At 69.6% G+C, this 14307-nt stretch carries 12 protein-coding genes; 7 read left to right on the forward strand and 5 right to left on the reverse strand.

Annotated features, from left to right (window positions below):
* Positions 1–3: 3 nt before the first annotated feature.
* Together ACFYZL_RS21275 and ACFYZL_RS21280 are read right to left on the reverse strand one after the other, a co-directional pair.
* Positions 4–450, reverse strand: coding sequence for a GntR family transcriptional regulator (locus tag ACFYZL_RS21275; protein WP_388680840.1), 447 nt, complete (start codon positions 448–450; stop codon positions 4–6).
* 291 nt (positions 451–741) lie between these two features.
* Positions 742–3747: a tetratricopeptide repeat protein gene (locus ACFYZL_RS21280; RefSeq protein ID WP_388680843.1), complete on the reverse strand. Its 3006-nt coding sequence runs from the start codon at positions 3745–3747 to the stop codon at positions 742–744.
* Between the two features lie 787 nt (positions 3748–4534).
* Here ACFYZL_RS21280 and ACFYZL_RS21285 point away from each other — a divergent pair.
* The 3 genes from ACFYZL_RS21285 (at position 4535) to ACFYZL_RS21295 (ending at position 6997) form a co-directional block, all read left to right on the forward strand.
* Positions 4535–4993, forward strand: coding sequence for a hypothetical protein (locus tag ACFYZL_RS21285; protein ID WP_388680846.1), 459 nt, complete (start codon positions 4535–4537; stop codon positions 4991–4993).
* Positions 4994–5546: 553 nt separating this feature from the next.
* Positions 5547–6533, forward strand: a complete 987-nt coding sequence (locus ACFYZL_RS21290; RefSeq protein ID WP_384743849.1) for an XdhC family protein — start codon at positions 5547–5549, stop codon at positions 6531–6533.
* Between the two features lie 68 nt (positions 6534–6601).
* Positions 6602–6997 carry a DUF6479 family protein gene (locus ACFYZL_RS21295; RefSeq protein WP_388680849.1) on the forward strand — a complete coding sequence of 132 codons (396 nt, stop codon included), beginning with the start codon at positions 6602–6604 and terminating at the stop codon, positions 6995–6997.
* Between the two features lie 42 nt (positions 6998–7039).
* On the opposite strand, the gene ACFYZL_RS21300 is transcribed toward ACFYZL_RS21295, so the two are convergent.
* A complete protein-coding gene (locus tag ACFYZL_RS21300) occupies positions 7040–7924 on the reverse strand; it encodes an ATP-dependent DNA ligase (RefSeq protein ID WP_388680885.1) in 885 nt (294 codons plus the stop codon).
* Positions 7924–8808 (reverse strand): non-homologous end-joining DNA ligase, encoded by an 885-nt coding sequence (gene ligD, locus ACFYZL_RS21305; protein ID WP_388680852.1) that lies wholly within the window; start codon positions 8806–8808, stop codon positions 7924–7926. Before ligD ends, ACFYZL_RS21300 begins: the two co-directional genes overlap by 1 nt.
* Before the next feature lie 40 nt (positions 8809–8848).
* On the opposite strand from ligD, the gene ACFYZL_RS21310 reads away from it, so the two are divergent.
* Positions 8849–9967 carry a Ku protein gene (locus ACFYZL_RS21310; protein WP_388680855.1) on the forward strand — a complete coding sequence of 373 codons (1119 nt, stop codon included), beginning with the start codon at positions 8849–8851 and terminating at the stop codon, positions 9965–9967.
* A 136-nt stretch (positions 9968–10103) separates the two neighbouring features.
* Here the strand turns inward: ACFYZL_RS21310 and ACFYZL_RS21315 are convergent, their stop codons facing one another.
* On the reverse strand, positions 10104–10937 hold the full coding sequence (locus ACFYZL_RS21315; protein WP_388680858.1) for a nuclease-related domain-containing protein: 834 nt from the start codon (positions 10935–10937) through the stop codon (positions 10104–10106).
* Positions 10938–11123: 186 nt separating this feature from the next.
* Between ACFYZL_RS21315 and ACFYZL_RS21320 the strand changes: the two genes are divergently transcribed.
* The 3 genes from ACFYZL_RS21320 (at position 11124) to ACFYZL_RS21330 (ending at position 14085) form a co-directional block, all read left to right on the forward strand.
* A complete protein-coding gene (locus ACFYZL_RS21320) occupies positions 11124–11714 on the forward strand; it encodes a hypothetical protein (RefSeq protein ID WP_384743841.1) in 591 nt (196 codons plus the stop codon).
* A gap of 242 nt (positions 11715–11956) precedes the next feature.
* Positions 11957–12823: a hypothetical protein gene (locus ACFYZL_RS21325; RefSeq protein WP_388680861.1), complete on the forward strand. Its 867-nt coding sequence runs from the start codon at positions 11957–11959 to the stop codon at positions 12821–12823.
* Positions 12820–14085: an ATP-binding protein gene (locus ACFYZL_RS21330; RefSeq protein WP_388680864.1), complete on the forward strand. Its 1266-nt coding sequence runs from the start codon at positions 12820–12822 to the stop codon at positions 14083–14085. The genes ACFYZL_RS21325 and ACFYZL_RS21330 overlap by 4 nt, the downstream gene beginning before the upstream one ends.
* The last annotated feature ends 222 nt before the right edge of the window (positions 14086–14307 follow it).

The raw sequence follows: 14307 nt of genomic DNA on the forward strand, positions 1-14307 counted from the left end.
AGGTTACGGCCGGCCGGTGGGAGCGGGGAGGGCGCGTACTGTTCGCCCCTTGCCGTGGACAGTGTCGAGCAAGCCGTTCCCCTCCATCTGGGCAAGGGCACGGCGTACTGCCGTGCGGGATACCCCGAAGCGCTCGCAGAGCTTGGCCTCGGACGGGTACGCATCGCCGATCGCAAGCGACTCGTCTGCAATCACCTCAGTCATCCGCTCGACAAGAGAGCGGCGGTCGCCACCACGGGCGACCCGCCAGCCGATACCAGGAGCAGACTCAAGCAGGCCCTCGGCTTCGAGCAGCTTGAGAGCTCGACGGATCGTGTTTCGGGAGACCCCGTGCGCGCTGACAAGGTCAGCCTCTGAGGGCAAAGCGTCAACGATCTCTCCGCCTTCGATCCCTGAACGCAGCGCTTCCGAGATGACCACGTAGGTCCCTCGGGGACTGGCCTGCGACACTTGCTCTCCTGTCTATGCGGGTGTGCTGCCAAGAGTGCCACGACCGATGTGCCCTGCATCCGGCTCGGCCATGCCCCTTAGCCCTGCCACTGCCGAAGCCCAGCCGCCTTCCAGGCCGCCGCGCTGCCGCCGCCCACCACTGGCGGCGACGGCACCACCGAGGCCGCCCGCTGGGGGCATAACCCACCGATCGATCCGGCACCAGCCGCTCGGCCACCCCACCACGACCGGCGGGCTGACCATCAACATCACATGAGATGGCTTTCCGGGAGGGGGCCGACGGTAGGGGGCTCAAGCAGCAAACTCGCTTGTCCGTGTGATCATAAATTCCCGAAGGCGCTCCATGTGCGAGCCGATTACAGATGCCGTCTCGGGGCATATCTGCTTAAGCATAGACAGCGTATCCAGCACTTCATGGATCAGATGGGGCGGGGGGCTTTGCTCGATCAGTCCTTGCAGCTGCGTCGCGGCATTAGCCCAATCCGGGATGGCGCAGTGCACCAACAGAAGTCCAGCATTGGGAAATATCGCCGCGTAATCATCTCTCGGCACCTCAGAAGAGAGCAGCTGAATCGCTCGCTGGAAATGCGCATCAGCCTCACTGCTTCCCGCCATTCGCAAGGCGATTCCATGGACAAAATGATGCCCGACCTCTTCAGGGGTAAGCCTAATGGCGGCGGAGGAATCAAGAAGCGCATTCTCCACGCGACCCATTAGCAGATAGGTCTCTGCTCGACCGTCGAGCGCCCAGCCGTACTCTGGACTTAGCTCAATCGCTCGGGAGAAGTCGGCGATTGCGTCGTCGTAGCGGCCCATGGATCGGTATGTCTCGCCGCGAAGAGCGAAGACCCAAGGGGACCGCGGATCGAGCTGGAGGGCGTGGTCATAGTCACTGATCGCATCATGGTTCCGACCCATAGCCTGGTAAGTCTGAGCCCGCTCCACGACGGCTTGGCTGTCGTCAGGATCCAATTCGACCGCTCGACTGAAGTCGGAAAGTGCGTCGTGGTACCTGCCCATGGTTCGGTAAACATTCCCGCGCCCCACGAAGCTACGATCATCGTCGGGGTCGATTTGAACAGCGGCATTGTAATCGGTAAGCGCATCGCTGTATCGGCCCATAAGCTGGAACGTTCGCCCACGGCCAGCGAAGGCCTGATCGGCTTCGGGATTGAGCCGCAGGGCGTGGTTGAAGTCAGTGAGCGCCTCATCATAACGCCCCATCAACTGGTACGTGAGAGCACGCCCGGCAACCGCCCAGTCGGATTCTCGGTCCAGTTCGACGAGGCGATTGTAGTCCAGGAGGGCCTCTTCATAGCTGCCCTTAAGCCGGTGTGTCAGCGCGCGGCCAGCAGTTGCCCAGGCGGATTGAGGGGCGACCTGCAGGGCCTGATCGAAGTCGGCGAGTGCCTCTTCGTAGCGGCCCATGAATTGGAGGGTATACGCCCGGCTAATAACACACCAGGAAGATTGAGGGTTAAGTTGCAGAGCCTGCTTGAAGTCGGCTAGCGCCTCTTCGTAGCGGTCTGTGATTCGATACACCGCCCCGCGCCCTGCGACAGACCAGAAGTCTTGAGGGTCACTTTCGATGAGGCTGGTGTAGTCGGCGATCGCCTCTTCGTATCGCTCCATCGCCTGGTATGTTTCCGCACGGCTGTATACGGCCCAATCCGCCCGGGCGTCGAGTGCGATTCCTAGATTCAAGTCGGCGAGGGCGCGGTCGTACTGACCCATCAGCCGGTAAGTCTCCCCCCGGCCAGCGTGACATCGAGCAGTTGCCGGAGCGGCCTTAAAGGCTGCGGCGTAGTCAGCTAGAGCCGACTCATAATCTGCTGCTTCCCGATGCTCACGAGCGCGCACAGTGTAGGCCAGAGCTCGCGATGGAGCATCAAGACTGGGTGTGCCGATAAGGAGCGTCAGTACAGCAATGGCGGGGGAATCCTGCTCCCCGGCCGCTTCGAGACGTTCCCCAAAGGAGATCAGGGTGCCGTCCTCGGTGTCGCGCCCTGCCTGCGTGATGGTTTGTGCCCACCGGCGCAAGATTGCGACGTCATGGTCGATGGCATTGATTGCTTGCCGAACGGCATCAAGCAGGGCTGATTTTGGATGCGCACACAAGCGGTGGTAGGTCTCATTGAGCCGCTGTTCACGCCAGGTGAAATCTTCCCAGTACTCGTCTGGATCTTCACCCAAGCTAGCCTCAGCAGCCAAGCGCCACTCTCGAAAGGTGTCACTAAGACGGATATGCGCCTCTTGCCACTGAGAGGGGGATTGGGTCCTCCGTAGGCGCAGCATCGAGGATCTTACGACATCGTGATAGCGGCAACGGCCAGCCTGATGGGAGATAAATGCCAGAGAGCGAAGCCATGCATAATCGTCGGCGGCGGCAGGCGGGACACACGCGCGATAGATATCCTCATTCAACTGAAGAGGTAAAGCGCAAATGAGAGCCACCTCTCGCCGACTAGCATCTTGCTCCCATTTAAGGAATCTCTCAACTGCCGTTTCGGAGGGATCGCCAATGCTGGCAGCGGTTCCTGGGCTGCTGCGGGCGAGCATGTCGACGAGAAGCGGCAGACGCCCTGATAGGCGCAGAACCATCTCGACGCTCGGCTCGTCGGTGACGCCTTGGGTGGCAAGCAATGCGCGGGCTTCGTCGTCAGTAAATACCTCTAGTCCCACCTCGGTCACCTGCCCCAACCGGTCTCCCCAGTTTCGAGGATCCAGGCGCAGCCGTCCGGACAGCACGATCTGCACGTTAACTGGCAACCCACAATGGTTCTCGCCAAATATGATGTCCTGCAACCAAGCATCAAGGATGGGCCCGGTTCGCTCAAACACGTCGAAAAACAGGACCACTCGCTCGCAATGAGCTGCCACCTCTGCCAGATCTTCGAGGAATACCGGCGTGAGCTTCTCCAGCGGCCTCATAACCAGTTGCACATCGTCGTGACTGCGTAGCCGCGTGTTCAGTATCGCCCGCATTCGATCCGCACCCAGTGCCACTTGACGAGGGTCGACAGCCCCGGTGAAGGCTCCGACGCCGGGCAGCATGCCCAAACCAACGAGACCCACCTGCGCCAGCACGGTGCTCGAGGGAGACGCGGGTGCTGGATCCACACTTCCCGGCTCACCTGGGCCCGGTTGTTGCGAGGGTCCCTCGTTTTCGGCTTGGTGCCGGCGCTGGCGGTAGGTAATCAACTGCTTGTCGAATTTTTTTAGTGGGTGTCCCTGCCTACCGAGTCGGCTGCTGATCGCCTCCATCGCCTCCAGGGCGTCATGAATCTCATCGTCCAAGAGAGCCGTCACTACGGAGGCGTGCTCACGTGCTGTCGCCTCCCACTGCCGAACGAGCGTCGACTTCCCCACCCCTCCATTGCCATGCACATGAAACAAATACGGAAAGTCGATCTCCTCTGGGTCCCGCGCGAAAGTATCTCGGAACACAGCCAGCTCACCACGGCGCCCGACAAACCCTTCGCGGCTACGCCCCCGATTGATCTCCTGACGTGACGGCCGACGTCCAGCCACCGCGCACCACCCCCATCCCTTACCTCTCATGATGCCGGGGCAGAGGGACATGAGGAGGGGGAACGGACCGAAGCAGCCAACCCTCAACTGATGAACGCTGGCCGCACAGGTAGCTGGCGAAGCCGGGTAGGGGTTGGAGAGCCCACCTGCGGAGCCTGCTCGCCTCCAACGACGGAAGCCGCGTGCACGGTGTGCGATAGAGCTCGCGGGCTGACGGGATCCGTCTCGGTAAAATTGCAGCTCAGAGCGGTTGCTCGGGCCGCCTTAGGCATGCCCTCCGGAGCCGTGTGCGCAGGTTCGAATCCTGCCGGGGGCACTCCAGCAAGCGCAGCGTGATCAACCCGCTGAACTGCTGAAGTGCCAAGCATGAAGGCCCGAACTCAGTCCCACTGAGTCCGGGCCTTTGTCGTTGTCACGCGTGGGTCCCCGTCTGTCGGGGCCGCGCGGCGGCTCGATGTGTCGCCGGCGGCTCCCGGATGTGTGCGCGCCGCGGACCGGGCGATGACCGGCTGGTCGATGGTGCTTGGTCAGTGGGTGGAAAGGCGAGTTCACGATGACGTTCTTCCGGTGCCGCGGTTGCCGCCGTGCTGTGACGTCGACGGTTGCCGAGCGGCCTCTGCCGAAGCCCGATACGGATGACGGGTGGTACCGGCCGGAGGCGTCGGCCTCGGATGCGAGCGGGCATTGCGACGATCCCATCGTGCGGATGCATCCCGGGACGTTCGCCGTCGATCCCGATCCGTGCGGGCCGCCCTACGTGCTGGACCAATCGTCCGGCCTCCTCGTCGAGTCCGGCCCGAGCGGCACCATCGTGCTCAACCCGGGCGACGGCCTCGGGCTGGAGGAACACCCCGACGTCAGGATGCGCCGCGGCTACTGCTGCGGGATGGACGGTGAGTGGGGGCCCAACCTGGTGTGCACGTGTGGAGCGGTCATCGCCACCGTCTACTCGGATTGCTATCAGGTACAGGAGTTGAGGCTGCAACCTGATGCCGTTGAGCGTTGCTCCTGATGGCCGAACCCGGTGTCAGTGGCCGTCCGTGTGATCCGCGCTCGGATGCGGTGCAGGTTGCGACAGCGATCGCGCGTGACAACGCTTGGTCGTTCTTGGTCATGGGCGAGGAACGGCAGTTCCAGGGAAACGCCGGCTACGAGGACGTCGTGGAGGAGTCCTACGGCTACGTCTCGACCGTGGGCAACCATCGCCGGGAAGGCCCGGGTTCAGGGAACGGACGTCCCAGCAGCCCCGCTACCGCCGCAGTTCGTGCGCGAGCGTCTTCGACCACCCGAGGGTCGAGCGGACGGTTCGTCCCTGTACGTTCCGCAGGCAGACCCACTGGATCGTGCGGTCGTTGCCGAGCACCACGCCGCGACCGCCGCCACCTGGTGACGTGGAACGGCTTCGGGGGCGCTCGGTGGTCCGTACGAGGGGGGTCGGGTGCGGTCTGTGGGATTGGGGGGTGGGTGGGGGTGGGGCCGCTGCGTAGGTTGGGTGGTGAGGCCACCTTGTGCTGCTGACCAGGCACTTTGTGGCGTGCTCTGACAATGAGGATGGGGCGACGCGGATGCGTGAGCTGGTGGACACGGCGCGGCAGTGGGTGGCTGAGGGGCGGGTGGCCTACTTGGCGCGGCCCGTCACCGAGCAGGGGTTCGGACCGCGGGATCCGGGTGGGGCCGTGCTCGTCGATGCCCGGGGGGAGTGTTTCGGCGGGCTGTACCACGGGGTTTTCGACGCCGAGCTCGTCGCCGAGGCCGGGGCCATGGGGGCCGGGGTGACGGCGCGGGTGTGCGAGGTGTCCGTGCGTCGGGCCGAAGCCGAGGAGGCGAAGCTGACCTGTGGTGGGCAGGCCGAGGTGCTGTTGCAGCCCCTGAGCGCCGTTCCGGGGGAATGGTGGGAGCTGCTCGGGGAGGGGGTCGGGGTCGCTCTGGTGACCCGGCTGAACGAGGGTGCCGATCAGGCCGTCAGTGAGGTCGTCCGGGCCGACGGGGCGGCGGTCGACGACGCGGGGCGGCGGGCCGGGGAGCTGCTCGCCACTCGGCGGGCCGGGCGGGACGCGCTGTACGGGGACAACGGCCTGGTGCTGGTCGAGGCGTACCCGTCGGCTCCGTACGTGGTCATCGGGGGCGGGGGTGAGCTCGCGGAGATCATCCGGAGGCAGGCGCTGCTGCTGGGCTGGGAAGCCGTGATGGTGGACGGGGCCGCGGAGGCCAAGAAGGTGATCGCGGCGCGGCGGGATGCCGCGTGCGTGGTCATGCTGAGCCACGACGAGGCGTTCGACGTGCCGACGCTGCGGTTCGCGCTGGCCGAGGGGGTTCCGTACATCGGGGCGCTCGGGTCGCGGCGTACGGCGACGCGGCGGCGGGAGGGCTTGATCGCCGCCGGGGTGACCGAGGCCCAACTGGGGCTGGTCCACGGGCCGATCGGGCTGGACCTGGGCGCGCGGACGCCGGCCGAGACGGCGCTGGCGATCTGTGCCGAGATCCTCGGGGTGCTCGGGGCCCGGATCGGGGCCGGTGCGCTGCGGGACACCGTGGGGCCCATCAATCCCTGACCCGGAGTGCCTAACGGAGCGCGTACCGAAGTGCGCATGTTGGTGGGATGTGCGGGAAAATGGGTCATATGGACATGATCCTGAGCGTGGACGCGGTTCTCACCAACATCGCGTGGTTCGCGGTCGTCGGGTTGCTCGTCGTCGCCATGCTGCTCGGCGGGTTCAAGCTGGGCCAGCGGGTACGTGCCAAGGAGCCGCCGCCCCCGGCCCCCGAGGAGCAACCGCACCTGCCGAACGGCGGGGCGGTCTACGAGGTCCGCGAGGAGCGGGACCCCGTGGAGATCCCCAACGGTGGGCTGAGGCCCCATGAGATGCAGGGGTACGGGAACTTCGGTTCCACCACCTCCAGCCATCCGGACGAGGTCAGGAAGGAACGGGAGTCGGGGTACGAGCGAGTCGAGGGGCCCGGCCCGCACCCGCAGCCGGGGGCTCCGCCGGACGCCGGACGCGGCGCCCATTCCTGATCGTCGATGATCGAGACCTCTGACCCGCGCCGTCGGCGCGGGTCAGAGGTCTGTTCGGAGGCGGAGCACCTCCGGGGGCGGGTGGCGGGCGGAGGTGGCCCGGACCTCGGCCGTGAGGGGCGGGTCCAGGGGGTGGTACGGGACCTCGCCCAAGCCGATCGCCGTGACCGTGGAGGGCGGGTCGGCGGATCGGGGGCGGGTGGTCAGTTCCCGCGCCAGGTCGGATCGGACCGTCGAGGTCAGGGGGCTGGAGACCAGGGGGGTCTCGTCGCCCGCCGGGAGGACGAGCACCAGCGCGCGCGGGTGCCGGGCGGTGCCCGTGTAGCCGACCACCGCCGCGTCGCGCACGTCCGTGTGCCGCAGTTTGCGCCAGCCGCGCCGCCCGGCCGGGTAGGGCTGGTCCAGGCGTTTGACGACCAGGCCCTCGATGCCGCTGGCGGGGAGGGTCTCGTACCAGGTGGCGGCCAGTTCCGGGTCCGTGGTCATGGGGACCGGCTGGAGGGGCGGGCCGAGGGGCAGGAGCAGGTCCACGAGGAGCGCGCGGCGGCGCTCGTAGGGGCGGGCGCGCAGGTCGAGGCCGGCCAGTTCGAGGACGTCGAAGGCGGCGTACGAGGCCGGCAGGCTCTGCGCGAGCGCGGCCGCGCGGGCCGCGGTGGCCGCCGCGCGCCGCTGGACCAGGGCGAAGTCCGTACGCCCCCCGTGCCAGACCACCACCTCGCCGTCCAGGACCGTCCTGGCGGGCAATCGGCGGGCGGCCGCGGCCAGGTCCGGGAAGGCGCTGGTCACGATGCGGCCCGAGCGGGCCTGGAGCGTGACGTCGTCCTCCGTGCGGACGACGAGGAGGCGGTGGCCGTCGAACTTCGGCTCGTACGCCAGTCCGGCCCCGCGCGGCAGTGTCCGTACGGCTGCGGCCAGCGCGACGCGGATCACGGCAGTCGCCCCGCCAGGTCGGGATCGAGGAGAGGGGCGAAGAGGTCTCCGTCGCGGGCGAGCCGCGGCCCGATGTCGTCGGCGAGGAAGAGCAGGTCGTCGGGGGTGCGGCAGGCCCGGACCTCCTCCCAGGAGACGGGCGCGGAGACGGTCGGCAGCATCCTCGCGCGCAGGGTGTAGGGGGCCGCGGTGGTCTTGGCGGCGGCGTTCTGGCTGTGGTCGACGAAGACCTTCCCGGGGCGCAGGGCCTTCGCCATGCGGTGGACGATCAGGGCCGGGAGCGCGCCTTCGGCCTCCTGGGCGAGGGCCTTGGCGTACGCGGAGACCTGCGCGGACGGGGTCGGCTCCAGGGGGATGGAGAGGTGCAGGCCCTTGGAGCCCGAGGTCTTGGCGTACGCGCGCAGGCCGTCGGCGGCAAGCCGGTCGCGCAGCCAGAGGGCGGCGGCGCAGCACTCGACGACGGAGGCCGGCGGGCCCGGGTCGAGGTCCAGGATCAGGCGGTCGGCGACGGCGGGGCTGCCGGCGGGCCACTGGGGGGTGTGGAACTCGACGACCAGGTTCGCGGCCCACATGAGGGAGGGCATGTCGGCGACGACGACCTGTTCGGCGGACGGCTCGTCGGAGCGGGGCACCGGGGTGGTCCTCACCCAGTCGGGCGTACCGGGCGGCGGGTTCTTGGTGAAGAAGAGCTGCCCGTCCGGGCCGTCCGGGTAGCGCAGGAAGGACACCGGGCGGTTGTCGACGTGAGCCAGGAAGGGGGCCGCGACGGTGGCGTAGTAGTGCAGCACCTCGCCCTTCGTGAAGCCGGTCTCGGGGTAGATGACCTTGTCGAGATTGCTGAGCGTGATGCGACGGCCCTCCACCAATGTGATCGGCGTCATACGATGAGACTGCCACGAAACCGGACGAAGCGGGCGAGCGATGCGATCCATTTGGAACGGGGCGATCTCCTTCGGCTTGGTCAGCATTCCGATCAAGCTCGTGAACGCCACCGAGAGCCACTCGATCTCCTTCCGCCAGATCCACCTCGCCGACGGGGGCCGCGTCCGGTACCGGAAGGTGTGCGAACTGGACGGGGAGGAAGTGCCGGCCGCCGAGATCGGCAAGGGGTACGAGGAGGCCGACGGGTCGATCGTCCCGATCACGGAGGAGGATCTGGCGCAGCTGCCGCTCGCGACCGCCCGGACCATCGAGATCATGTCGTTCGTCCCGGCCGAGGAGATCGATCCGCTCCAGATGGACGCGGCGTACTACCTGGCGGCGAACGGGGCGACGGCGGCGAAGCCGTACACGCTGCTGCGGGAGGCGTTGAAGCGGAGCCGGAAGGTCGCCATCGCCAAGTACGCGCTGCGGGGACGGGAACGGCTGGGGATGCTGCGGGTCGTCGGTGACGTGATCGCGATGCACGGGCTGCTGTGGCCGGACGAGATCCGGGAGCCGGAGGGAGTGGCTCCGGAGGCCTCGGTCTCGGTACGGGACGCCGAACTCGACCTGGCGGACGCCCTGATGGCCACGTTGGGGGACGTGGAGCTGAGTTCGCTGAAGGACGAGTACCGGGAGGCCGTGGAGGAGCTGATCACGGCGAAGGCGGGTGGGGCGTTCGAGCCGTCGTCCGAGGCGGTGGTGAAGCCGGCCGGCGGGCAGGTGATCGACCTGATGGCGGCGTTGGAGCGGAGTGTTCGGGCGGCGAAGGCGTCTCGGGGGGAGGGTGTGGGTGAATCCGGCGCCGACGCCGGTGCCGACGCCGGCGAGGCGGAGGCCGAGGTCACTCCGATTCGGCGGAAGCGTGCGGCGTCGGCTGCGGCTGCGGCTGCGGCTGCGCCGAAGGCGGTCGGGGGGAAGAAGTCGACGGCGGCTTCGGCCAAGAAGACCGCGGCGGCCTCGAAGAAGACGGCGACCGCCAAATCCACGTCCAAGTCGACGTCCAAGTCGACGACCGCGGGCAAGGCGGGGGGTACGAAGTCCACTTCGGCCGCGGCGAAGAAGACGGCGGCGGCTTCGAAGAAGGCTGCCACGCCGCGGAAGCGGACCTCGGCCTGAGGGTGTGCGGGGGGGCGTGGGCGGGCGGGCGGGCGGGTGTTGCCTGCGGCGCTGTCCCCCACCCCGCCCCTTCCCGAACCGGGGCTCCGCCCCGGACCCCGGTCCTCAAACGCCGGACGGGCTGAAAGCCCGCGCCTCAAACGCCGGACGGGCCGAATGGGCCGTCGGTGGGGCTGAAGTAGGTTCTCGTGTCCCGGGCCAGGGCGAACAGGGCTTCCACGTCGCCCGGTTTGAGGGTGGTCGGGGCCGTGGTGAGGGAGGGCAGGGCGGTCAGGGGTTGGAGGATGCGGATGTCACGGACCGTGGGGGCCACGTCCACGCGGGAGGCGTCCACGAGCGCCAGGGCCGGGATGACCTCGGCCTCCAGGGCCCGGCTCGCGCGGGCCGCCGCGCGGCGGAGCCAGCGGGGGTCCGGGCGGGGTTCGGCGCGGCCCACCGTGAGCAGGAGGTCGCCGACCGCGGCGCGCTGACGGCGGCCGGGGGCCGTGCGGACGCAGAAGATCCCCGCCGGGCCGATGAGCAGGTGGTCGATGCGGCCCAGGCCCGGGAGCGGGACGCAGTGCAGGATGCGCCAGCCGTCGGGCTCCAGGGCGTCGAGCACGTCGCCCATCCGCTGCTGGGCCACCAGGTCCTGGCGGAGGCGGTGGCGGGCCCGGGTGCCCGCCGGGCCGTGTTCCAGTTCGCCGAGCAGGGCCTCCCCCGGCCGGTTCGGCGCCAGGTCCGCGTCCGGCGGGAGGGCCAGGCGTCGCAGGTCGGCGGCGGTGGGGACCGGGGGCGGGCCTATGGAGACCGTCCCGCTCAGATACGGGCGGAGTGCCGCGAGTATCGCTTCCCGGTGGTCGTCCGCCAGGACGCTGATGCGGTTCGCCTGGCGGTCGTACCAGGCCACCGCCTGCCCGTCGGGCCGATTGACGTACAGCCGACCACGGCCTGCGCGGCCGGCTGACGGCATTACTTTGAGAGCCGACATCGAGCTCACCCCCCACCGTCCATGGGAGCAGCCCCGGCCGCGCACGGCAATCCCCCGGATGTGTAACGACTCCGACGGAACGTTGCGGCTCCGCTGTTACACGAACGGGGCTCCGCCGCAACGGCGGGCCCCTACGTTTGTCCCACCTGGACCCGCCAGGCCCTGACCAGCATCGGAGGACTCCCCGTGAGCATCGTCCGCCGTCGCACCCTCGTTCGCGCCGCCGCCGTGACCGCCTGCGCCGGAAGCCTGCTGGCCGTACCGACCGCCGCCGCGCTCGCCGAGGGACTGCCCGCGGCCTCCTCCGCGCACTCCCCCGCCCCGCAGCGGACCCTCGTCAAGACCCTCGCCCTCGCGGACGGGGTGTCCACGGCGAACGTCTACCGGGTCTCGAAGGGCGTCTACCAGGCCGAGATCCTGGGCGCCGACGGGCACCGCACCACCACTCTGACCAGTGGTGACGGCTCCGCCGGCGGTACCGGGGCGCTGCATGCCGCGCTGGACTCCGACGGGCGGCTCACCTCCTGGGCCGGGAACGTCACCGACCCGCAGGGCGGCCACGTCCTCGCCGGCGACGGCCACAAGACCGCCACCCGCAGCGGGCACACCGTCCCCGTGGCCGCGGCAGGCAAGGCGGGGACCGTGCAGCGGCTCGGCAATCTGGCCGACGGGCCCGGCGAGGGCGTGTTGCTGCTCGCCGCGGGCGGCGGCATCGCGGCCATCGGCGCGGCCGGGCTCGGCTTCGCGATGCTGCGGCGCGGCCGGACCAACGGCTGAGGGACCGGTCGGGCAACCGGTCGGACGGCCGGTCGAGCAGCCCAGCCGGCGACCCGCCGAGGAACCGGCCGCGGAGGGGTGGCCTGCGGGGCGCGCCGGATACGGAGCGGATACGGACGGGCCACGGATCATTGACGCGCGTCAACACCGTGGGCAAACAGGGTGGAGCTCCGCATAAGGTTGACGCGACCGGCTGTCGTGGCGCGGGCAGGAGGGCGCGGCGTTCTGTGATCAGGTTTCCGTTGCGTGCAGCGGCCGCCGTCCTCGTCGTGGGCGCCGTCGCGCTGCTCCCGCTGCTGACCGGCTGCGGCGACACGGGCGGGCTCGCCGGTGCCGGCGCCACGCCGACCGCGCGCGGGCCCGTGCACCTGTGGCCGGAGCGCAAGGGTGCGACCGTGCCGCCCGCCGATCCGGGCGGGGCTCCGCCCGAGTACGTCAAGGGGATCCCGCCCGTCAAGGACCAGGACGTACACGCCGTCGACCCGGTGGCACTGGTCCAGGCGGAGCTGCGCGCGCACCCGGGCACGGACGTCGGCCCCGACGGAATGCCCGCGAAGACCGCCTCCGCGATCCTCGCGTGCCGGGAGGGTGACGAGGACGCGGAGGACGGTTCGGGCCCGGCGGGGTGCCCGGTGCTGAAGCCGTACTACCGGGACCTCACCGGGAACGGCAAGGACGAGCTGATCATCGGCATCGAGTTCGGCACCGGCCCGGACGTCCCGGAGAAGGAGATGTCCGTACGGGTGTACACGGCGGACCCCGACGGGCGGCTCAACCGGATCATGGCGACCACGCAGAGCGTGATCACCGTGGAACTGGCCGGCCAGGACGTGATCCTGCGTGCTCCCAGCGGCAACAACGGCTACGAGCTGATCACCGCCTGGTCCTGGGACGAGAAGCAGCTCACCATGCTGCCGACGCGCGAGCAGATCGTACGGGTGCCGGCCAATCCGCAGGAACCGGCGAAGCCCTCGGGCGGGAGGACTCCGTCGCGTACCAAGGCTCCCGGGGGCGGGGGCGGTACGGGGCCCGGTACGGGCAGCGGGCGCGGCAACGGCGGCGGTGGCGGTGGCGGTGGCCGCCCCGGCGTCGGGACCGGCTCGCTGTGAAGGTCCGGCTGCCCGCCTGGACGGCCACGCTGACCTGGAAGTCGGCGTGTTTCATCGTGGTGATGTGCTGCACCCTGGCGGCCCTGCTGGGTGCGCTCGTGCACGTCGAGGTGACCCGGCAGACGGTGGCCACGGCCCGGGACAAGGCCCTCGGCAAACTGCACGACGTCTCCCGCGCGTACGAGGCCGGCGAGGCCCTGCCGCCCGGTTCGGGGCTGGACCCCGCGGGGCTGCCGACGAAGCTGCGGGCGCTGGCCGTCAGAGGGCACCGGGGCACGATGGTGGCGGACCTCGACGGCCGCCCGACGATGTGGGCGGCGGCGCCCGCGGACGGGCGGGCGCTGGCCACGGCCGTCGACTACGAGCAGAGCGCGCGCACCATCAACGGGCTGGACAACGCGATCATCGGGTCGTCGGTCCTCGCGATCGGCGGGACGCTGCTGGTGGGCGCCTTCGCGGTGACCCGCGTGACCCGGCGGCTGCACCAGACGGCGTCCGTGGCGCGGAGGATCACCCAGGGCGACCTCGACGCCCGGGTCGGCGACCCGCGCACGAAGGATCCCTCACGGCACCAGGACGAGGTGTCGACGGTCGCCGGGGCGCTGGACACGATGGCGGGGAGCCTGCAGACGAAGCTGGAGAGCGAGCGGCGGTTCACGGCGGACGTGGCGCACGAGCTGCGGACACCGCTGACGGGGTTGCAGGCGGCGAGCGAGCTGCTGCCGGAGGGTCGGCCGACGGAGCTGGTGCGGGAGCGCGTGCGCACGATGCGGCAGCTGACGGAGGACCTGCTGGAGATCTCGCGGCTGGATTCGGGCAGCGAGGTGGTGGAGACCGACCTGCACCAGCTGGGGCGGCTCGCGGGGCGGGTGGTACGGGCCTCGGGGACGGACGCGCACACGGAGCTCGTGGTGGTCCGGGACGCGCACGTGGAGACGGACCGGCGGCGGCTGGAGCGGGTGCTGGGGAATCTGGTGGCCAACGCGCACAAGCACGGGCGGGCGCCGGTGGTGCTGACCGTGGACGGGCCGGTGGTGACCGTACGGGACCACGGGGACGGGTTCCCCGACTACCTGATGGAGCACGGGCCGCAGCGGTTCCGCAGTGACGGGGGCAAGGGGCACGGGCTGGGGCTGACGATCGCGGTGGGGCAGGCGGAGGCGATCGGCGCGTCGCTGTCGTTCCGGCGGGCGGAGGGGGGCGGGGCCTTGGCGGTACTGGTCCTGCCGGAGCCCCCGCCGGACGCGCCTCCTCCGGCGTAACCCGCGGCCTGGCCTCCCCCCGCCGGGGTGCCGCCGCGCCGTCGGGGACGGGTGTACGGCGAGCCCCCGCAGGGCGTCGAACGCCGGTGCTCGGCGGGGCGGCCTCCACTCGGCACCCCCGCGCCGTCGGGGTCGGGTGTGCGGTGGGGCGCCCCCGCAGGGCGTCGAACGAAACCCGCTCGTGTTGCCGGTGCCGCATGGGGTTCGACGCCCGAGGAGGTG

Origin of the sequence: Streptomyces sp. NPDC001717 (assembly GCF_042892775.1) — a bacterium.
Taxonomy (GTDB): Bacteria; Actinomycetota; Actinomycetes; order Streptomycetales; family Streptomycetaceae; genus Streptomyces.

Excerpts from the sequence above, each read along its gene's own strand:
- ACFYZL_RS21285 (WP_388680846.1), top strand. The coding sequence starts at position 4,535 with ATGACGTTCTTCCGGTGCCGCGGTTGCCGCCGTGCTGTGACGTCGACG.
- ACFYZL_RS21295 (WP_388680849.1), top strand. The coding sequence starts at position 6,602 with ATGGACATGATCCTGAGCGTGGACGCGGTTCTCACCAACATCGCGTGG.
- ligD (WP_388680852.1), bottom strand. The coding sequence starts at position 8,808 with ATGACGCCGATCACATTGGTGGAGGGCCGTCGCATCACGCTCAGCAAT.
- ACFYZL_RS21290 (WP_384743849.1), top strand. The coding sequence starts at position 5,547 with ATGCGTGAGCTGGTGGACACGGCGCGGCAGTGGGTGGCTGAGGGGCGG.
- ACFYZL_RS21315 (WP_388680858.1), bottom strand. The coding sequence starts at position 10,937 with ATGTCGGCTCTCAAAGTAATGCCGTCAGCCGGCCGCGCAGGCCGTGGT.
- ACFYZL_RS21310 (WP_388680855.1), top strand. The coding sequence starts at position 8,849 with ATGCGATCCATTTGGAACGGGGCGATCTCCTTCGGCTTGGTCAGCATT.